Annotated in this window: 11 protein-coding genes and 1 pseudogene; 6 read left to right on the forward strand and 6 right to left on the reverse strand. The window is 68.0% G+C overall.

Annotation, left to right across the window (positions count from 1 at the left end):
• Positions 1 to 766 (reverse strand): annotated as a pseudogene (locus D7X96_RS23460) (hypothetical protein); the annotation flags it as partial.
• Positions 767 to 967: 201 nt separating this feature from the next.
• On the opposite strand from D7X96_RS23460, the gene ruvX reads away from it, so the two are divergent.
• Positions 968 to 1,423, forward strand: a complete 456-nt coding sequence (ruvX, locus tag D7X96_RS23465; RefSeq protein WP_121725655.1) for a Holliday junction resolvase RuvX — start codon at positions 968 to 970, stop codon at positions 1,421 to 1,423.
• A gap of 13 nt (positions 1,424 to 1,436) precedes the next feature.
• Here the strand turns inward: ruvX and D7X96_RS23470 are convergent, their stop codons facing one another.
• A complete protein-coding gene (locus D7X96_RS23470) occupies positions 1,437 to 3,026 on the reverse strand; it encodes an ArnT family glycosyltransferase (RefSeq protein ID WP_121770752.1) in 1,590 nt (529 codons plus the stop codon).
• A 572-nt stretch (positions 3,027 to 3,598) separates the two neighbouring features.
• Between D7X96_RS23470 and D7X96_RS23475 the strand changes: the two genes are divergently transcribed.
• The 4 genes from D7X96_RS23475 to D7X96_RS23490 all read left to right on the forward strand — a co-directional run bounded on the left by D7X96_RS23475 (position 3,599) and on the right by D7X96_RS23490 (position 9,619).
• Positions 3,599 to 5,662, forward strand: a complete 2,064-nt coding sequence (locus D7X96_RS23475) for a PrkA family serine protein kinase (protein ID WP_014399123.1) — start codon at positions 3,599 to 3,601, stop codon at positions 5,660 to 5,662.
• A gap of 36 nt (positions 5,663 to 5,698) precedes the next feature.
• Positions 5,699 to 6,808, forward strand: coding sequence for a DUF444 family protein (locus D7X96_RS23480; protein ID WP_120549429.1), 1,110 nt, complete (start codon positions 5,699 to 5,701; stop codon positions 6,806 to 6,808).
• Between the two features lie 41 nt (positions 6,809 to 6,849).
• Positions 6,850 to 8,343: a SpoVR family protein gene (locus tag D7X96_RS23485; protein ID WP_120549430.1), complete on the forward strand. Its 1,494-nt coding sequence runs from the start codon at positions 6,850 to 6,852 to the stop codon at positions 8,341 to 8,343.
• Between the two features lie 85 nt (positions 8,344 to 8,428).
• Positions 8,429 to 9,619, forward strand: a complete 1,191-nt coding sequence (locus D7X96_RS23490) for a peptidoglycan DD-metalloendopeptidase family protein (protein ID WP_120549431.1) — start codon at positions 8,429 to 8,431, stop codon at positions 9,617 to 9,619.
• 66 nt (positions 9,620 to 9,685) lie between these two features.
• On the opposite strand, the gene D7X96_RS23495 is transcribed toward D7X96_RS23490, so the two are convergent.
• Positions 9,686 to 10,273: a DUF2378 family protein gene (locus D7X96_RS23495; protein WP_120549432.1), complete on the reverse strand. Its 588-nt coding sequence runs from the start codon at positions 10,271 to 10,273 to the stop codon at positions 9,686 to 9,688.
• 277 nt (positions 10,274 to 10,550) lie between these two features.
• On the opposite strand from D7X96_RS23495, the gene D7X96_RS23500 reads away from it, so the two are divergent.
• Positions 10,551 to 13,058, forward strand: a complete 2,508-nt coding sequence (locus tag D7X96_RS23500) for a glycogen/starch/alpha-glucan phosphorylase (RefSeq protein WP_120549433.1) — start codon at positions 10,551 to 10,553, stop codon at positions 13,056 to 13,058.
• Between the two features lie 52 nt (positions 13,059 to 13,110).
• Here the strand turns inward: D7X96_RS23500 and D7X96_RS23505 are convergent, their stop codons facing one another.
• The 3 genes from D7X96_RS23505 to D7X96_RS23515 form a co-directional block, all read right to left on the reverse strand.
• Positions 13,111 to 15,063, reverse strand: coding sequence for a M3 family metallopeptidase (locus D7X96_RS23505; RefSeq protein ID WP_121770753.1), 1,953 nt, complete (start codon positions 15,061 to 15,063; stop codon positions 13,111 to 13,113).
• Between the two features lie 184 nt (positions 15,064 to 15,247).
• Positions 15,248 to 15,670, reverse strand: coding sequence for an Ig-like domain-containing protein (locus D7X96_RS23510; protein WP_158626619.1), 423 nt, complete (start codon positions 15,668 to 15,670; stop codon positions 15,248 to 15,250).
• A 149-nt stretch (positions 15,671 to 15,819) separates the two neighbouring features.
• Complete coding sequence (locus D7X96_RS23515) at positions 15,820 to 20,127, reverse strand: lamin tail domain-containing protein (RefSeq protein WP_147468376.1); 4,308 nt, start codon at positions 20,125 to 20,127, stop codon at positions 15,820 to 15,822.
• Positions 20,128 to 20,234 lie beyond the last annotated feature (107 nt).

Genomic DNA, 20,234 nt, shown 5'->3' on the forward strand with positions numbered 1-20,234 from the left:
GCCCCGTGCCGCTCCCCGGCCCCGGCCTGGAGCCGCCCCCGGTGGCGGGCGGCGCGCAGTCCTTCGGCGCGGGCTTACAGTCCTGCGTCGACGGGGGCGGACGGCTGCCCGGGCGCTCCGGGCGTCCGTACTTCGCGAACTCCGAGGCCAGCCGCTTGGACTCCTGCTGGAGGCTGCGCAGGTCGAAGCGGTCGTCGTTGAAGGCCGGCACCGGCAGCTGGAGGAACGTCGACTTCGCCGTGTCCAGCTGTTCGAAGAAGGTCCGGTTGTCGACGAGGAACTTCGCCGCGTCCCGCAGCGAAGGCGACACGTTCTTGTCCTGCGAGATGCGCTGGAGGTCCGCGTGCGACAGCGTGCCGTCCTTCTTGCCGTCCAGCAGGTCCAGGTAGCCGAAGTTCGCCTCCAGCGTGCGCAGCGAGTCCGCGTAGTCCAGCAGCTTGGGATCCAACGGGCTGCGGCTTCCGGACGTGCCCCCCGCCTGCGTGGACCCGGACGACGCGGTGCCCGGGGCGTAGCCCATGCCCGCCTTCGCCGCGTCCTGGGGTGCGCAGTACTCCGTCTTCGCGGACGGGTGCTTCTTCAGCTCATCCGCCACGCCCAGCGCGCCGCTGGCCGCCATCATCACGTTGCCGCTCATCACCCCCGCGGCCGTCTTGATGGAGTTCGTGAGGACGGGGGGAAGCCCCAGGGCGTCCCCCGCCAGGTCGGCCACGGCGGTCATGGGACCGCCCAGCAGGTTCGCCACGCCTTTCAGGATGTCGAGCATCGCTACTCCCGCGCGGCGGGTTGAAGTGGGTGCCGCGCGCCGTCTCTTCGGACGCGGACGGGCATTGCAGCGGCGGTGCCGGGCGCGGCCGCGCGCGGGGCGAGTCGAAACGCGGGGTTGGACAGCCAGGCCCCTCCGCCGCGTCCCCACTCACGGACGGGTCGGTCCGCCCGGGAGGATTGCGGCTAGAGTCCCGCGCCCATGCGCACCTTCGGGCTCGACTACGGCACCAAGACCATCGGGGTGGCCGTCTCGGATGGACTGGGGCTCACCGCCCAGGCGGTCACCACCGTGCGGCGCACCTCGCTCAAGGGGGACCTGGCGGAGCTGTCCCGGCTGGTGAAGGAGCACGAGGTGACGCGCTTCGTCCTGGGGCTGCCCCTCAACATGAACGGCTCGGAGGGGCCCCGCGCGGAGGCCACGCGCAAGTTCGCGCAGGTGCTGGAGAGCGCGCTCGGCCTGCCCGTGGAGCTGTGGGACGAGCGGCTGTCCACCGTGGCCGCCCAGCGCACCCTGCTGGAAGCGGACGTGCGCCGGGAGAAGCGGCGGGAGGTGATTGATCAGCTCGCCGCGCAGTTCATCCTGCAGGGCTGGCTGGACGCGCACCGCCCCAAGGACGACGACGGCTACGACGACAACTACGACCCGGAGGGCTGAAGCCCTCGCCTGACTACGGCTGGCGCCGGTACACGTGCAGCGGGGCGGAGAACCCGTCCTGCTCCTGGTACACCACGCCGTCCAGCGTCAGCGTGCGCCCGTCCAGCGTCACGCCCGGGTCCTTCACCAGCTTGCCGCCGTCGAAGCGCACCAGCACCTCCGGCCGCGCGTCCTGCAGGCGCTGGCGGAACGTGTCCCAGCGCACGCGCGCCATGCGCATCTCCGGCAGCGTGGAGAAGAAGGCCACCTGCAGGTCCATGTAGCGCGGATCATCATCGATGGCCGCCGCGCCGCCCTTCGCCGCCACCTCCTCCCTGAGGAAGCGCGCCACCTGCATCACCGCCACGGGGTTCGTGGACGTGGGGCTCACCGGGCGCAGCGAGTCATGCAGCCCGCCCTCCGTGCGGAACGTGTAGAGGCCCAGCGCCACCGGCATCACCACCGCCAGCACCGCGCTCACGCCCACCACCGCGCGGCGCGCGAAGGGCCCCTTGTTACCCACCAGCGCCGCCAGGCCCGGCGCCATGAACACCGGCAGCAGCACCAGCTGCGTCACCGTGAAGCGGGCCAGGGGCACGAAGTTCAGGAGCACCGCCGCGCGCAGCGTGAAGTACACCGTGGGCAGCACCGCCATCACCACCAGCCAGCGCGTCTCCGGGTGCTTCTTCCACGCGCGCACCATGCCCACGCCGCCCAGCAGCGCCACGCCCGGCGTCAGCGTGAAGAGCGCCACCGCGGGCCAGAACCCCAGCTGCTGCAGCCGCCAGCCAATCGCCCCTCCCGCCCCGCCGGAGTCCGCCACCCACTGCTTGTGGAAGCCCTCCACCGCGTTGATGGGGAAGAACGGGTCACCGTGCGCCAGCTCGTTGCCCTGCATCCACAGCAGCGGGAACGGCAGGCACACCAGGCCAAAGCCCACCGCGCGCGTGAGTGACGCCACCCGGTCCTCGCTGCTGAACACCAGCGCCACCGTGATGAGCGGGATGTACAGCCAGGCGTCGTAGCGAAGCGCGCACGCGAAGTTGAGCAGCACCGCGCCCCAGAAGAGCGGCTGGAAGCGGTTCTCCTCCACGCCCTCCGCCACCAGCGCGAACACCGCCAGCATGAAGAAGAGCGACACCGCCTCGCTGCCCGCCGTGGTGGAGAACTGCAGGTGCATGCCCCACGCGCTGAAGGCCAGCCCCGCCGCCACGCCCGCGCGCCAGCCGAACAGCCGCCGCGTCAGCGCGAACAACGGCACCACCGACGCCACGCCGAACAACAGGCTCACCAGCCGGCCCGCGACGTCGCGCTCGAACACCGACAGCACCGCTCCCACCAGGTACACGTGCAGCGGCCCGAACTGGTACGTGCCGTCCTTGTAGGACGTGATGACGTGCGGGTCGGCGAGCCACCGCTCCGCCAGCTCCGTGCGCACCACCGCGTCACCGAACAGGTTCTCGTTGATGAAGAACACCCCCAGCCGGGGGAGCAGCGCCGCCAACAGCAGCAGGCCCACCAACCACCGGATGGACGGCTCGGGCTGGGGTGCGGGCACCGCGGACAGACCGGGCACGGCGGCGGGAGGGGAAGCAAGGGCGGCGGGACTCGAAGCGGGAACCATGGCGCGCGCGAGGATACGCAGGCAGGGCTCAAAGCCAAGTCAGCGTCCCACCTCCCTGCCCGGTGCCCGCCCGCCTGCCCTGCTCCGGCTCGGGAACCACTTCGCCGGGCAGCGTGGATTTCGCGCCGTTACGGACCGTTCTGGACGGGATGGAACCGGCGCGCCGGCCGTCACGCCGACATGTGGAGCGGACACGGACGCCGCCCCACAGGGAGGGCCTGCCCGGACGGGATGTCCTCCAGCAAAAGCCCAAGCGTCGGGAAGTACGCGCTTGGGTGAGGTGGGACCGGACACATCGCACCGGGGGGGCTCCTCCCAGCGCGCGTCCCGGTCCTTATAATCGAAGTGCCTTTTCACCCCGTGGAGGAGGGCGGCTCCCCTCCGACACGAGCCGAACGCGCGGTCCCACTCCGCGGCGGGGTCCCGAAGGGGCTGAAGCATCGCGATTGTCGTCGCCTGGGACCTCTTCGGAGTGGGTGTGGAATGGCCTTCCAGCCCTCCAGGTTCACCATGTTGGCCTCCCGGAAGCACGCGAGTTCTCGCGTCCGCCTGTGAGGCTACGAGGGAGAGACATGAAGGACGCTGAGAAGGGCTCGTGGGTCTCCAGAATCGCCGCGTTCCAGGACGTGAAGACCTACGCGGAACTCAACTGGGAGGGCTCTTTCGAGGACTACCTCGAAATCGTCCGCAAGAACCCCAAGGTCACCCGCACCGCCTTCCAGAGGATCTACGACATGATCCTCAGCCACGGGAAGTCGGAGTACATCGACAACAAGAAGAAGCTCACCCGCTACCACTTCTTCAGCGACGAGCGCTTCGGCGGCCGGGACGCCATCTTCGGCCTGGACGTGCCGCTGATGAAGCTGGTCAACGTCTTCAAGTCCGCGGCGCAAGGCTACGGCACGGAGAAGCGCGTCATCCTCCTGCACGGGCCCGTGGGCTCGTCCAAGTCCACCATCGCCCGCCTGCTCAAGAAGGGCATGGAGGAGTACTCGAAGACGCCGGAGGGCGCCGCGTACACCTTCTCCTGGCTCACCGACAAGAAGCAGCCGGACGGCACGGTGACGAAGGAGAAGATGAAGTGCCCGATGAACGAGGAGCCCCTCAACCTCATCCCGCGCGAGTGGCGTGACAAGGTCTTCTCCGAGCTGTCCCCGCCGGAGTCCGGCTACACGATTCCCAACGGCTGCGAGCTGTGCCCCGCCTGCCGCTTCGTCTTCAAGGAGCTGATGACCCAGTACGGCGGAGACTTCGCCAAGGTCATGGGCCACGTCCACGTCAACCGGCTCATCTTCAGTGAGAAGGACCGCGTGGGCATTGGCACCTTCCAGCCCAAGGACGAGAAGAACCAGGACTCCACGGAGCTCACCGGCGACATCAACTACCGGAAGATCGCCGAGTACGGCTCGGACTCCGACCCGCGCGCCTTCAACTTCGACGGCGAGTTCAACATCGCCAACCGCGGCGTCATCGAGTTCGTCGAGGTGCTCAAGCTGGACGTCGCGTTCCTCTACGACCTGCTCGGCGCGTCGCAGGAGCACAAGATCAAGCCGAAGAAGTTCCCTCAGACGGACATCGACGAGGTCATCATCGGGCACACCAACGAGCCCGAGTACAAGAAGCTCGAGAACAACGAGTTCATGGAGGCCTTGCGCGACCGTACGGTGAAGATTGACATCCCGTACATCACCAAGCTGGCCGAGGAGGTGAAGATCTACGAGAAGGACTTCAACTCCCGCGCCATCAAGGGCAAGCACATCGCCCCGCACACGCTGGAGATGGCCGCCATGTGGGCCGTCCTCACGCGCCTGGAGGAGCCCAAGAAGCACAACCTGTCGCTCCTGCAGAAGCTCAAGCTCTACAACGGCAAGACGCTCCCCAACTTCACCGAGGACAACATCAAGGAACTGCGCAAGGAGTCCGTGCGCGAGGGCCTGGAGGGCATCAGCGCCCGCTACATCCAGGACAAGATCTCCAACGCCCTGGTGAGCGACAAGGGCGAGGGCTGCATCAACCCCTTCATGGTGCTCAACGAGCTGGAAGCCGGCTTGAAGACGCACTCCCTCATCAACACCGAGGACGCGCGCAAGCGGATGAAGGAGCTGCTCACCACGGTGAAGCAGGAGTACGAGGACATCGTCAAGAACGAGGTCCAGCGCGCCATCAGCGCCGACGAGGACGCCATCGGCAAGCTGTGCGGCAACTACATCGACAACATCAAGGCCTTCACCCAGAAGGAGAAGGTCCGCAACAAGTACACCGGTATTTATGAAGTGCCGGATGAGCGCTTGATGCGGTCGATTGAAGAGAAGATCGACATCCCCGAGAGCCGCAAGGACGACTTCCGCGGCGAGATCATGAACTACATCGGCGCGCTCGCCGTGGAGGGCAAGACCTTCAACTACCGGACCAACGAGCGGCTGCACAAGGCGCTGGAGCTGAAGCTGTTCGAGGACCAGAAGGACAGCATCAAGCTCAAGAACCTGGTGTCGTCCGTCGTGGACAAGGAGACCCAGGAGAAGATCGACCTGGTGAAGGACCGGATGATGAAGAACTACGGGTACTGCGAGATCTGCTCCACGGACGTGCTGAACTTCGTGGCCAGCATCTTCGCCCGCGGTGACGCCAAGGAGTAACGCCTGGCGAATTGACTCCAAGAGGGACGTGACACCGTGACCTTGAAGATCCACCAGGACCACTCCCGCTTCAAACAGATCGTCCGCGGGAAGATCAAAGCCAACCTGCGCAAGTACGTGCAGAAGGGCGAGATGCTGGGCAAGAAGGGCAAGGATGCCATCAGCATCCCCATCCCCTTCATCGACATCCCGCGCTTCAAGTACGGCCACAAGGAGCAGGGCGGCGTCGGACAGGGTGACGGTGACGTGGGTCAGCAGCTCGGCCCCGGGGCGGTGGAGCCCGGGGACGGGCATCAGGCCGGCCAGGGCGAAGGCGATCACGCCCTGGAGGTGGACGTCACGCTGGAGGAGCTGGCGCAGATTCTTGGCGAAGAACTCCAGCTGCCGCGGATTGAACGGCGGCAGAACGAGCGCATCGTCACGCAGAAGGTGAAGTACACCGGCGTGAACACCACGGGTCCGGAGTCCCTGCGCCACTTCAAGCGCACCTTCAAGCAGGCCCTGAAGCGGCAGATCGCCACCGGCACCTACGACCCGAAGATGCCGGTCATCATCCCCACGCGCGAGGACCGGCGCTACCGCAGCTACAAGCTGCAGGAGCTGCCGGAGACGAACGCGGTCATCATCTACATGATGGACGTGTCCGGCTCGATGGGAGACGAGCAGAAGGAGATCGTCCGCATCGAGAGCTTCTGGCTCGATACGTGGCTCAAGCACCAGTACAAGGGCCTGGAGTCGCGCTACATCATCCACGACGCGGTGGCGCGCGAAGTGGACCGCGACACGTTCTTCCACACCCGCGAGTCCGGCGGGACGATGATCTCCAGCGCGTACAAGCTGTGCCGGGACATCATCCAGGCGGACTACCCGAAGAGCGCGTGGAACATCTACCCGTTCCACTTCAGCGACGGGGACAACTGGAGCGCGGACGACACGCGCCAGTGCATTGAGATGCTCCGCAACGACATCCTCCCGCAGGTGAACCAGTTCGCCTACGGGCAGGTGGAGTCCCCCTACGGCAGCGGGCAGTTCATCAAGGACCTGCGCGAGGCGGTGGGTGACACGAACAACGTCGCGCTGAGCGAGATCGCGGACAAGGACGCCATCTACGCCTCCATCAAGGACTTCCTCGGCAAGGGGCGCTGAAAGGCGCTTCTGTCTCATTCCCCACCGGAGCCACCGCCCCAATGCCCAAGAGCCTCACGCCGCGACTCGCCGCGCTTCGGGATGAAATCCACGGCTACGCCAAGGAGTTCGGCCTGGATTTCTTCGACACCGTCTTCGAGATGGTGTCCTACGACGAGATGAACATGGTGGCCGCCTACGGCGGCTTCCCCACCCGCTATCCCCACTGGCGCTGGGGCATGGAGTACGAGCAGCTGGCGAAGGGGTACGAGTACGGGCTGTCGAAGATCTACGAGCTCGTCATCAACAACGACCCCTGCTACGCCTACTTGATGGAGAGCAACCCGGAGGTGGACCAGAAGCTGGTGATGGCCCACGTCTACGGTCACTGCGACTTCTTCAAGAACAACTTCTCCTTCCGGCACACCAACCGCCGGATGATTGACGACATGGCCAACCACGCCACCCGCGTCCGGCGGTGGGTGGACAAGATTGGCGTGGAGAAGGTGGAGGACTTCATCGACCGGACGCTGTCGCTGGAGAACCTCATCGACCAGCACGCGCCCCACATCCGGCGGAATCCAGACCCGCAGCGCGCGGAGGAAGAGGCGAAGTCCAACGAGCGCGTGGAGGGCTTCAAGGTGAACCGCGAGTACATGCGCGGCTTCATCAACCCCTCCGAGTTCATGGACTCCCAGCGCAAGCGCGCGGAGGACGAGAAGCAGCAGCGCAAGCGCTTCCCGGAGCGCCCGCAGCGCGACGTGCTCTACTTCCTGCTGGAGCACGCGCCGCTGGAGCCGTGGGAGGTGGACATCCTCTCCATCCTCCGCGACGAGGCGTACTACTTCGCGCCGCAGGGCCAGACGAAGATCATGAACGAGGGGTGGGCCAGCTACTGGCACTCCACCATCATGACCCGCCGGGCGCTGCGCGACGACGAGATTATCGACTACGCGGACCACCACTCCGGCACCATGGGCGTGCGCCCCGGCGCCATCAACCCGTACAAGCTGGGCATCGAGCTGTGGCGGGACATCGAGGACCGGTGGAACAAGGGCAAGTTCGGCAAGGAGTGGGACGAGTGCGATGACCTTCGCGCGCGCCAGGCCTGGGACAAGAAGCTGGGCGCGGGGCGGGAGAAGATTTTCGAGGTGCGCAAGCACTACAACGACATCACCTTCATCGACACGTTCCTCACCGCCGAGTTCGCCCAGCAGCAGAAGCTCTTCGTCTACGGCTTCAACGACAAGCGCAACTCGTGGGAGATTTTGGACCGCGAGTTCCGCAAGGTGAAGAACAAGCTGCTCACGTCCCTCACCAACTTCGGCCAGCCCATCATCGAAGTGGTGGACGGCAACTACGAGAACCGCTCGGAGCTGCTGCTCGCGCACAAGCACGACGGGCAGGATTTGAAGGGCGACTACGCGCGGGAGACGCTGCGCAACCTCCAGTCCCTGTGGCGCCGGCCGGTGAACATCATCACCCGCTACGACGGCAAGGGGACCCTCCTGCGCTACGACGGGCAGCACCACTCGGAAAAGAAAGTGGAGCTGTAACCAGCAAGCAGGCAGGCGGGCGGCGAAGTGCGGTCAGGATTTGGGCGGAGGACCAACAGTCCTCTACAATCCTGTATCGCCCCCCATGAAGACCGCTTCCCTCCTGTGCCTTGCCGCCCTCGGGGTGGCTTCGACGTCCGAAGCCGCCACCCAGTTCGAAATCAAGAACCGCCGCATCGAGCCGCGCCAGACGCTGGCGGGTGCGCTGCACGACGCGGCCCTGCCCGACGAGCAGGTGACGGCGGTCATCTCCGCGCTGGAGGGCGTGTTCGACTTCCGCAAGTCGCGCGTGGGTGACCAGTTCCGGCTGGTGATGAAGAACGGCGAGCTGGACTTCTTCGACTACCGCCAGAGCACCGTGGACGAGTGGCAGGTGCGCCGCGACGGGGAGAAGTACGTCGGCAGCAAGCGCTCCATCGAGGTGGAGAAGCAGGTGTCGGTGGTCTCGCTGGAGATCAACTCGTCCCTGTACGAGGCGACGCTGGCGGCCGGTGAGGACCCGTCCATCGGCCTGGTGCTGTCGGACGTGTTCGCGTGGGACATCGACTTCTACCGGGACGTGCGCAAGGGCGACCGGGCCAAGGCCCTGGTGGAGAAGTTCGTCTCCAAGGGCCGCGTGCTGCGCTACGGCGAGGTGCTGGCGGCCACGTATGAAGGCGGCCTGGTGGGCAACAAGCGCGTGTTCCGCTACGTGCTGCCCAACGGCGAGGCCAACTTCTTCCAGGAGGACGGCGCCAGCGCGAAGAAGACCTTCCTCAAGAGCCCGCTGAAGTACGCGCACGTCACCAGCAGCTTCGGGTCGCGCTTCCACCCGGTGCTCCAGTACGTGAAGAACCACAACGGCGTGGACTACGGCACGCCCATTGGCACCCCGGTGTGGGCCGTGGCGGACGGCACCGTCGTGTCCGCGGGCAACGCGGGCGCCGCGGGCAACATGGTGGTCCTGCGCCACGCGAACGGCATGGAGACGCAGTACATGCACCTGTCGCGCTTTGGCGACGGCGTGCGCACCGGCCAGCGCGTGCGGCAGAAGCAGGTGATTGCCTACTCCGGCAACACCGGCCGCTCCACCGGCCCGCACCTGCACTTCGGCCTGAAGCGCAACGGCGCCTACGCCAACCCGCTCACGCAGAAGTTCCCCCGCGCGGATCCGCTGCCCAAGGAGCTGACGTCGGACTTCCTCGCCAAGGCGCAGGACATGGCCCAGCAGCTGGACGCCGTGTCCGTGGCCGCCGTCGCCGGCAAGGCGGGCCCGCCGCCCACCGCCACGAAGTAGCGCCCTCCCGCGCTTCAAGCCCACGGGCCCCCTCCCCCTCACGGTGGAGCGGGGCCCGTCGCTTTTTCAGGTCCACTCGATGAGGAATTCGGAGTCGCCCAGGCCGCGCTCGGTGCCCCGCACGCTGCCCTCGCGGTGGAGCGCGGTGAGGGCGCCGCCGAGGATGCCCTCGTGGACCTGCACGGGCAGCAGGTCGCCCTTGAAGCAGAGCCGCACCCGCTTGTCGCCCAGGGCCTGGTACTCGCGCTGTCCGTAGCTGACCGCGGTGGAGTACGACGTGGGCGCGTTGCTGTAGAGCCGCTTGGGGTCTCCGCCACCGGACGTGAGGCGCAGGAGCGTCTGCCCCACCGTGGACTCCAGGAACGTCCCCACGATGGCCTCTCCGCACGCCCGCAGGGCCACGTCGCGCGTGCCGTATTGGGGCTCCAGCGCCTCGGACGCGAAGGCGAGCAGGCGCAGGAAGTCCACCGCCGGGTAGGAGAAGAAGTCCACCGGGCTGCGCTGCATGAGCGGCGCGCGCAGGCGCTCCGAGGCGTCACGCCCCAGCCGCTGGTGCACGAGCCGCAGCACCGCCGCGAAGCTCAGCCCTCGCACGGTGTCCCCGGGCCGGGTGAGGGCGATGCGCTCTTCCAGGTCATCCAGGGGAAGGGACATTCGTAAGCGTTGTACTCCAGTTTTGCGCGTTTTCGGTCCCTCTCACGAAGGCGGTGTGGATGTCTGTCATTCCCTGTGGCCGCGCCGCGTCACGGCGGGTCCCCCAGCACCTTCCCTCCCTGACGGAGGAAGCGGCCGACCTCCATGGAAGCCGTGGGTTTCCGCTGCCCTGGGCTGGCGTGACACGGTAGCCTTCCGTCATGGGCGGCCCGCGTCAAAAGCACGAGTGCGCCCCGCAGTCCTTCAACCTCTTCGCGACCCTCGAGACGACCGACTTATGGCTCCTCCCGCCTCCGCGCGCCCCGCAGCGCCCCCGCCCTCCGCCTCGGGAACTCCCGAAGACAGCGGCCGCACCGGGCTCGACGCGGCCAGCGTCCGTCGCGGCTTCTTCGAACACGTGCGCTATTCGCGCGGCAAGAACCCGGAGACGGCCACGCCGCACGACCGCTTCATGGCGCTGTCCCTGGCCGTGCGCGACCGCCTCACGGACCGCTGGGTGAAGACGGCGCGCACCTACTACGAGCAGGACGTCAAGCGCGCCTACTACCTGTCCGCGGAGTACCTGCTGGGTCGCGCGCTGGGCAACAACCTGCTCAACCTCAACATGTACGAGGCCGCCGCCGCCGCCATGCAGGAAGTCGGCGTGGACCTGACGCAGCTGCTGGAGATGGAGCCGGACGCGGGCCTGGGCAACGGCGGCCTGGGCCGGCTGGCGGCGTGCTTCCTGGACTCGCTGGCCACCCTGGGCTACCCGGGCATGGGCTACGGCATCCGCTACGAGTTCGGCATCTTCTCCCAGGACCTGGTGGAGGGACATCAGGTCGAGCGCGCGGACGAGTGGCTGAAGTTCGGCAACCCGTGGGAGATCGTCCGGCCGGAGAAGGCCGTGCCGGTGCGCTTCTTCGGCCGCGTGGAGCACCACCAGGGCCCGGATGGCCGGCCGGTGGCGCGCTGGGTGGGCGGCAAGACTGTGATTGGCGTGCCGTACGACACGCCCATCGCGGGCTACGGCAACAACACGGTCAACACGCTGCGGCTGTGGCAGGCGCGCGCGAGCGCGGAGTTCGACCTGCTGCTGTTCAACGCCGGTGACTACGAGCGGTCGGTGGTGGAGAAGAACGACTCGGAGGTCATCTCCAAGGTCCTCTACCCCAACGACGCGTTCCAGGCGGGCAAGGAGCTGCGCCTCAAGCAGCAGTACTTCTTCGTGGCGTGCTCCATCGCGGACATCGTCCGGCGCTACCTGAAGAACCACGACGACTTCCGGGACTTCAGCCGCAAGTGCGCCATCCAGCTCAATGACACGCACCCGGCCATTGGCGTGGCGGAGCTGATGCGCGTGCTGGTGGACGAGAAGCGCCTGCTCTGGGACGAGGCGTGGTCCATCACCCAGGAGACGTTCGGCTACACCAACCACACACTGCTGGCGGAGGCCATGGAGCGCTGGCCGGTGTCGCTGTTCGAGCGCCTGCTGCCGCGCCACCTGGAGATCATCTTCGAGATCAACCAGCGCTTCATGCGCCAGGTGCAGATCCGCTACCCGTTCGACGTGGAGAAGCAGCAGCGGATGAGCCTGGTGGAGGAGGGCCCGGAGAAGAAGATCCGCATGGCCCACCTGGCCGTCGTGGGCAGCCACAGCATCAACGGCGTGGCCGCGCTGCACACGGACCTGCTGCGCCGCGACGTGCTCCCGGACTTCGCGCAGATGTACCCGGAGCGCTTCAACAACAAGACCAACGGCGTGACGCCCCGCCGCTGGCTGGCGTGGTGCAACCCGCGTCTGTCCAAGCTGATCACCAGCCGCATCGGCGAGGGCTGGGTCACGGACCTGGATCAGTTGCGGAAGCTGGAGCCGCTCGCGGAGGACGCGGAGTTCCGCAAGGCCTTCCGTGAGGTGAAGCGCGCCAACAAGGAGGACCTGGCCCAGCACGTGAGGGATTTGCGCTGGGTGCAGCTCAATCCGGACGCCATCTTCGACGTGCAGATCAAGCGCCTGCACGAGTACAAGCGGCAGCTGCTGGACGCCATCCACATCGTGGCGCTGTGGATGAAGGCGCGGCGCGACCCGGCGAGCGTCATCACGCCGCGCGCGTTCCTCTTCGGCGCGAAGGCGGCCCCGGGCTACCACCTGGCCAAGCTGACCATCCGGCTCATCAACGGCATCGCGGAGGTCGTCAACAGCGACGCGGGCGCCACGGGGCTGCAGGTGATGTTCCTGCCCAACTACCGCGTGAGCCTGGCGGAGCGCATCATCCCCGCGGCGGACGTGTCCGAGCAGATTTCCACGGCGGGCTGGGAGGCCTCCGGCACGGGCAACATGAAGCTGATGCTCAACGGCGCGCTGACGCTGGGCACGCTGGACGGCGCCAACGTTGAAATCCGCGACGCGGTGGGCGACGAGAACTTCTTCCTCTTCGGGCTCACGGCGGACGAGGTCATCGCGCGCAAGAAGGCCGGCTACCGGCCGCGTGAGGTGTACGAGTCCAACACGGAGCTGCGCGAGGCGTTGGACCTCATCCGCTCCGGCTTCTTCTCTCCGGAGGACCGCAACCTCTTCCAGCCGCTGGTGGACAGCCTGCTCAACGAGGACCGCTACCTCGTGCTGGCGGACTTCGCGGCCTACGCGGCGAAGCAGGAGGACGTGGCGCGCGCCTACAAGGACCAGGAGTCCTGGACGAAGAAGTGCATCATCAACGTCGCCCGCGCGGGCATCTTCTCCTCCGACCGCACCATCAAGCAGTACGCGGAGGAGATCTGGCGGGTGCAGAAGACCGACGTGGAATGACGTGAGGCTCGGGGCGGCCCCGGCGTTTCAAGCCGGGGCCCCTCGCCGTCACTCAGGCGGCCTTGTTGAGCCAGGCCTCGTACGCGCGGAAGTCGTAGTCGCGGCCGAGGAACTGGTGCACGAGGCGCGCGGCGTCGTCGGAGCCGCCCGGCTCCAGCACCGCGCGGCGGTAGGCCTGCGCGGGCTCCGGGTTGAGCAGCCCCTTCGTCTGGAACACCGTGAAGAGGTCCTTCGCGATGACCAACGACCACATGTACGTGTAGTAGTTGGACGAGTACCCATCCAGGTGCCCGAAGGTGAGGTGGAAGTACGTCCCCTCCAGGTACGGGAAGGGGATGTACTGGCCCTGCAGCTCACGCACGAGCGCGGTGGCGTCCAGGTTCTTCGGGTCGCGCCGGTACAGCTCCAGGCTGAGCGCCGCGTAGAACATCTGCTGGCGCACGAAGAGCCCCTTGCCGAACTCGTCCGCGGCGAGCATGCGCTCCACCAGCTCCGCGGGCAGCGCCTCTCCCGTCTGGTAGTGCTTCGCGAAGGTCTGCAGGCACGTCACGTCGCGCGCCCACTCCTCCAGCATCTGCGACGGCGCCTCCACGAAGTCCCACTCCGTGCGCACGCCGGACAGGCCCGCCCACTTCGTGTGGCCGCCGAAGATGTGGTGCAAGAGGTGGCCGAACTCGTGGAAGAACGTCTCCACGTCGCCGTGCTGCATCAGCGCGGGCTCCGTGCCGGGCTTGGGGAAGTTGCAGATGAGCGCGCCTTCCGGCAGCCGGCGGCCGGACTTGCCGCTCGTCAGCGTGAACTGGGCCGCGTGCTTGTACTTGTCCGCGCGCGGGTGCATGTCCAGGAAGAAGCGGCCCTTGAGCGCGGGGCCCTCGTAGACGTCGTAGACCTCCACGTCCGGGTGCCACACGGGCACGTCCTTCACCGGGCGGTAGGTGACGCCGAAGAGGCGCGCGGTGAGGTCCAGCACGCCCTGCTTCACGCGCGTGTATTCGAAGTACGGGCGCACCGTCTGCGAGTCGAAGGCGTACTGCTCCGCCTTCACGCGGTCATCCAGGTAGCCGGAGTCCCACGGGTTCACCTTGTCGGCCTTCGGGTCGTCCTTGCGCTTGCGCTCCAGGAGCACCGCGTAGTCGCGCTTCATGCGCTCTTCGGACGCGTCGGCGATCTTCCGGATGAAGGTGCCCGCGGCGTCCGCGGTGCGCACCATCTTGTCCTCGGTGGCGTAGGCGGCCCAGTGCGGGTAGCCCAGCAGCGTGGCCAGCTCGTGGCGCTTCTGGACCAGCTTCTGGAGCACGTCCACGTTGGCGGGGTAGCCGCGCTGGCGGTTGGCGCGCCAGAGCTCCTCGCGGGCCTTGCCGTCGCGCGCGTAGGTGAGGAAGGGCACCAGGTCCGGGTAGTCCGTGGAGATGCGCACCTGGCCGTCCTCGCCGGGGGCGTGCGCGCGCACGTAGTCCTCCGGCAGGCCGTCCAGCGCGGACGGGGGCAGCGACACCTTGCGGGTATCCTGGCTGATGTTGCGGCTGAACTCCTGGCCAATGCGGACCAGCTCCTCCTGGAGCGCCTTCACCCTGGCGCGGGTGGCGTCGTCGCGGTCCACGCCGGCGCGGCGGAAGTCGCGCAGCACCTTCTCCATCCACTTGCGCGTGGCGGCGTCCGCCCCGGACAGGTCCACGCGCGCCAGGACGTCGTAGACGCCCCGGTCCATGCGGATGTCGTTGGCCAGGTTCTCGATGGCCTGCTCGGACTGCTCGGCGGCCTCGCGCAGGGTGGCCTCCGGGTGCGTGTGGCGCACGACGCTGGCGCGCGAGGCGGCGTCGTCCAGGGCGGCGGAGGACTCGTCGAACAGCTCCAGGACGTCCTGGGAGGGCGTGGAGGCAGGCAGCGTCTTCAGACGCGCGATGCCGTCGCGGGCCTTGGCCAGGGCCTCTTCGCTCGCGCGGCGGAACTCCTCCGGCGGGCAGGTGACATGGCGGGCGGCGTCTGGGACCAGGGGCTCGGACACGGGATGGGCTCCTCTCAAGCCGTGGGTGTGGTGCCCAAGGCTAATGCGCTCCGGGGGCCCTGGCAGCATCCGTGTGAGGTGAGGCAAGCGGGTGCCGTGCAGTGGACGCCCTCCCCTGCCCCGTCCGTCGGGCGGCGGACGGGCGGGCTTCAGCCAGTCGCCCCCCATGGATATGGGGACGGGGCTACCGGAACTCGATCGCCACCTCGCCGAGGATGACCCTCACGCCATCCAGCTCGTTCGCCGACACGTACACCGTCTTGGTGCCCGGGGTGGTGGCGCGCACCTCCACGCGGTTCTGCCCCTGGCCATCCGTGAGGCCCTTCTCCTGCAAGAGGGTGAAGCCGTCGCCGGTCCCCGCCTGCATGTTCACGACGCGTCCGGACAGCGGCATGGCGTCCGCGTTGCGCAGCGTGACCGTGACGACCATGGTGTCCTGACCGTTCGCCAGCAACGGATCCGTACTTGGGGAGAGCTCCACCGAGCATTTCTCCGGGGCCACCAGGGGGGAAGGGACCTTCGGGTCCTCTCCGCACCCCACCGGGACGCCCAGGGCCAGCAGCCCCACCACCAGGCACCGAGCCAGCAGCACGCGACGCGAAGACATGAGCATTCCTTCCCGGACGGCCCGCGCCCGAAGTGGGTGTGCGGCGGGCGGAGTCTGTCACGAGCCGGGATGCGCTAGAAATGGCGGAAGGCCGCCCCGGCGTGCATGCCGGAGGCGGCCTTCCTGGGACCGATCAAGAGCCGGAGGCGTCAGTAGAACTCGAGCGGACTGCTCGCGTTCTGCGGGTTGCGCGTCGTGCGAATCACGAAGTCAGACCCATTCTGGTCCGTGTCCAGACCGTTGCCCCGCAGCGCATCGGCAGCATCCATGGATGCAGGGGTGGAGGTGGATACAGCCTTGCGCTCCAGGCTGCCCGCAGCGTCAGCGACAAAGGCTGCGGGGGCGGTGCCCTCTGGTGAAGTTGCGGTGGTTCCCCAGGCGAGCTTGTCCACGGTGGCCGTGTCGTTCACAGCCGTCGTCAGCGCGCCGGGCCCGATCCGGATGTGGCCCGCAGTATGCGCGGTCGCACTCGTATAGGTCGCATTCGGGGCGACCGTGCCTACATAGCCGGTATTGGCGATGAGGTAGTAGCCATGGGCCGCGATGCTCACCGTGCCCAACGTGACAAGGGTCGAATAGGCATTGCCCGTATCGGACTTGTATTGGATTTTCCAGCCCGTCAGCGTCACCGGCGCGTTCGTCGGGTTGTAGAGCTCGATGAATTCGTCGCTGTGATTGGGGTTGGTCGGGTTGCTGCCGGGGCCCTTCGAGGCGAACTCACTGATGACCACGTGGTTCGTCAGCGGCGGCTTCACCACCGTCACGGAACCGTAGGTGCCCGCGGACGGCTCCACCTTGCCGGACTGGTCGCAGTACACCCACTCCTCGCCCGCGAACCGGTAGCGGAAGCCGTAGCTGTACGTGCCGGCCGTGGGGATCTGGAGGACCGCCTTCATCTCGTCGTTGTTCGAGCCCGGCGTGGTGAAGCCCGGGTTGAAGTCCGCCGCCGTCCACGTCCAGCCCGCCGGGTTGGTGGCGTCCGTGCCGTAGCCCAGCTGCGCCTCGATGAGCGGGTAGAAGTCGTTGCCCGTCGTGTTCCGCTGCGTGACGTCGCGGCTGTAGAACTGGCTGTAGATGTCGTAGCTGGCGCCGGTGTTGATGATCGCCGGGTAGGTGTTGTCCGGGGACGGGAACGTCTTCGGGTACTGGATGGCGCACCAGTTGAGCGGCTTCTCCACGTTCAGGCCGCAGTCGTCGTTGAGCTGCCCCGGCGTGCCCCGGTCTCCACCATCCAGGCTGCCGGAGGACTCACACCAGTACCAGGCCTGGCTGCTGCCCTTCGTCCCGATGATGCTGGACGCGAGGCTCATGGCCCGGCCCGTCGCCTGCGGGAACGCATTGGTGTACGTGAGGCTGTCCACCGTCACCGTGCCCTGCTTGAGCGTGATGGAGCCGGTGCTGTCCATGAACTTGTCGATGCCGTAGTCGGTGTTCGCCGCCACGCCACCGTTGCGCGTGAAGTTCGCGTCCTGCGCCAGCACCGTCCGGCCGCCAGGGGGCACCAGCAGCGTGGGGTTGTGGTTCACCGTGAAGGTCGTCTCCGTCCCCACGCTGTTCACCAGGGTCACCGACAGGCCCTGCGCGTCCAGCAGGTGCGACGTGGTGTTGGTCAGCTCCAGGTACTCGGTGGTGCCCGCGGAGGGCGAGTGCATCACCTCCGAGATGACCAGCTCGCCCGCGCCCGGGTGCGGCGCGGTGGTGCACGCGCCCGCGTAGCAGACCGCGTCCGCGCCGGTGCAGGTCTCCAGCGTCGTGTCGCCGTCCACGCAGGCCGGCGCGCCGTTCTGCACCACGCACACCGACGCGTAGACCTCGCGCGAGTAGCCGTCCTCCGCGCACTGGGGCGCGGGCGGCGTGCACACGTAGCCGCTGCAGGGGTCGGTGGTCGCGGCGCTCGCGGTGGCCAGCACGCTGGCGTTGCCCGCCGCGTCGAACGTCTTCAGCGCGAAGAAGTACGTCGTGCCCGCCGTCAGGCCGCTGACGGTGAAGGACTCCGCCGTGCCCGCCGTCTGGGGCGCGCCCACGCCCGTCACGAGCGTGGCCGAGCCGAAGGTGGCGTCGTCGAGGGCGGACGTGGCGTAGCGCAGCTCGTACTGCGCGGCCGTGCCCAGGGCGCCATCATCGCCCGGCGCCTGCCAGTCCAGCCGGATGCTGGCACCGTCCACCGCCGTCGCGCTGAAGCCCGCCGCGGCGGCCGGCGCCTGCGTGTCGGAGATGGCGAGGTCCCCGGACGTGACTGCCTGGAAGCCGTCCGCGCTCGCCTGGAGCTGGTACGTGCCTTCATCATTCACGCTGAGGCCGCTGAAGGTGGCCACGCCGTCCACCGTGGAGCGCGTGGGGATGCCCTGCGCGAAGGAGCCGCCCGCCAGCGCCAGCTGCACGTCCACCGAGGCGCCGGTGACGGTGTTGCCAAAGGCGTCCTGCACCGCGACCTCGATGTCCGCCAGGTCCTGCCGCACCGGGCCCGTGGTGGGCGCGGAGACGAAGGCCAGGTGGTTCGCGGCCGCCGCGCCAACAGTGAAGGTGTGCGTGGCCGTGAGCGCGGGGTCCGCCACGTCCTCCGCGGTGACCCCCTGCGCCCCGGCGGTGCGCAGCGTCACGCTGAAGGTGTGCCGGCCCTCGTCCACCAGGGTGAACGTGTACGCGCCGGGCAACACCGCCTGCGTGTCCGTGGAGGTGAACGTCACCGTGGACGCGTAATCCTTCGCCACGTTGCCCCAGGCGTCACGCGCCACCAGCTCGTAGCCCAGCGACTGACCCGCGGCGACGGGGCTCGTGCTCGCGATGACCTCGAAGGACGCGGCCGCGCTGGCGCGCACCTCCACGTCCACCGTCGCCGTGAGCGCCGGGGTCGCTGCGTCCGTGGCGGTGAGCGTCCGCGCGCCCGCCGTCTTGAACACGAGGCCGGAGACGGTCTTCTGGCCCGCGTCCGCCGGGACGAAGGTCGCGTCCGCCGGCAACACCGCCTGCGCGTCCGAGGACGTGAAGTGCACCGTGCCCGCGTAGTCCTGGCGGCGGTTGCCAAAGGCATCCGTCACCGTCACCGTCACGTCATTCTCGTCGCCCGCGTCGACCGGATCCGTGAAGGCCGCCAGCACGAGCTTCGCCGCGGCGCCGGCGCCCACCGTGAAGGGCTGGCTCTCCCGCGTCAGGGCCCCCACCGTGGCGGTGAACGTGAACGTCCCGGCCGTCGTGACACGCAGGCCGGAGAAGGTGGCCACGCCATTCACCGCCGCCACCGGGACCGCCGTGAAGTCCGGCTGGCCGGTCAGGGTCAGCGTCACCACCGACGTGGCCGTGGAGACCACGTCGCCGCGCGCGTCCAGCAGCGACACCTTCACGTCCGGAAGCGCCGAGTCCGCGTTGCCGTTGGACGGCTGCGGCGTGAACGCCAGCGACGCGGTCGCCGCGGCGGACACCATCACCCGCATTTCAAAGGAGAAGGCCCCCGCGCTGTCCGCGATGGTCAGGAACTGCTCGCCGGGCGTGCGGAAGGTGATGCCCTGGAACTTGAACCTGCCCGCGTCCGCGGCGGTGAACGTGTGCGAGGGCAGCGTCGCGGCCGCGTCCGTGGACGTCAGCGTCACCGTGCCCGTGTAGTCCGTCACCGTGTTGGAGTGCGCGTCCTCGAGCGTGACCTCCAGGGACTCCGCCACCCCCACCGTGACCGTATCCAGGAAGCGGTCGTACCCCAGGCCCTTCACCGGGCCCGGCACCACCTTGAAGAAGGTGCTGGCCACGGGCTCGAAGCCCGGCGCGTTCGCGATGAAGTGGTAGCCCCCGCCTGCCTTGTTCAGCACCACGTCCGGGAAGGTCGCGACGCCGTTCACCGCCGTCACCGTCAGCAGGCCTTCCGGGAACACGATGCCGCCGGAGCCCAGCGACAGCGTGACCTCCGCCGTGCTGTCCGTCACCACCGCCCCGGCGCCGTCACGCACCTCCACCACCAGGAGCTTGAGCGGCTCGCCCGCCACGGCGTCCGGCAGCGCGGAGCGGAACGCCAGCGTCTTCACGGTGCTGACGTTCACGAACTCCACGGTGGCCGTCTGGCTGAGCGCCACCATCTTGCCGGTGTCGTCCTTCACGGACGCCTTCACCGTCTTCACGCCCGGCTCCGTGGCCAGCACGTGGGCACGCGCCTCACCGTTGATGTCGGTGACGAGCGCGCTCTCCTGGACGGAGGCGCCCTCCACCGTCACGGACACGGCGCGCCCGGACAGCCGCGAGTTGTCGCCCTTGCGCAGCGCCGTCACCGTGACGACCGCCGTGTCGACGCCGTTCGCCACCACGCCCGTGGGCCGGTCCACCGCCACCGTGGAGGCCGCGGCGTCCACCACGCTCTCCACTTCCGGCGGAGGTTGCGGCGGGGTTCCTGAATCCTTGCAGCCGAGTGACAGCCCTAGGCACAGCACGCCCAACCCCAGACAGCGGGCGAGCACAGCGATCCGTGGGGACATGAATGTCTCCGTCCAGCGAGCAGACCCCGCGCGGCGACAAGCGCTTCACGCGGGGTTGCAGTGCTTTCTAGCAGACATCCCCCGGTGCCCGCGAAGTGGCACCGGAA

Origin of the sequence: Corallococcus interemptor, from assembly GCF_003668875.1 — a bacterium.
Lineage (GTDB): Bacteria > Myxococcota > Myxococcia > Myxococcales > Myxococcaceae > Corallococcus > Corallococcus interemptor.

Bases quoted from the DNA above. Each gene is read 5' to 3' on its own strand.
- D7X96_RS23475 (WP_014399123.1), top strand. From the start codon at position 3,599: ATGAAGGACGCTGAGAAGGGCTCGTGGGTCTCCAGAATCGCCGCGTTC.
- D7X96_RS23510 (WP_158626619.1), bottom strand. From the start codon at position 15,670: ATGTCTTCGCGTCGCGTGCTGCTGGCTCGGTGCCTGGTGGTGGGGCTG.
- D7X96_RS23485 (WP_120549430.1), top strand. From the start codon at position 6,850: ATGCCCAAGAGCCTCACGCCGCGACTCGCCGCGCTTCGGGATGAAATC.
- D7X96_RS23515 (WP_147468376.1), bottom strand. From the start codon at position 20,127: ATGTCCCCACGGATCGCTGTGCTCGCCCGCTGTCTGGGGTTGGGCGTG.
- ruvX (WP_121725655.1), top strand. From the start codon at position 968: ATGCGCACCTTCGGGCTCGACTACGGCACCAAGACCATCGGGGTGGCC.
- D7X96_RS23500 (WP_120549433.1), top strand. From the start codon at position 10,551: ATGGCTCCTCCCGCCTCCGCGCGCCCCGCAGCGCCCCCGCCCTCCGCC.
- D7X96_RS23470 (WP_121770752.1), bottom strand. From the start codon at position 3,026: ATGGTTCCCGCTTCGAGTCCCGCCGCCCTTGCTTCCCCTCCCGCCGCC.
- D7X96_RS23495 (WP_120549432.1), bottom strand. From the start codon at position 10,273: ATGTCCCTTCCCCTGGATGACCTGGAAGAGCGCATCGCCCTCACCCGG.
- D7X96_RS23490 (WP_120549431.1), top strand. From the start codon at position 8,429: ATGAAGACCGCTTCCCTCCTGTGCCTTGCCGCCCTCGGGGTGGCTTCG.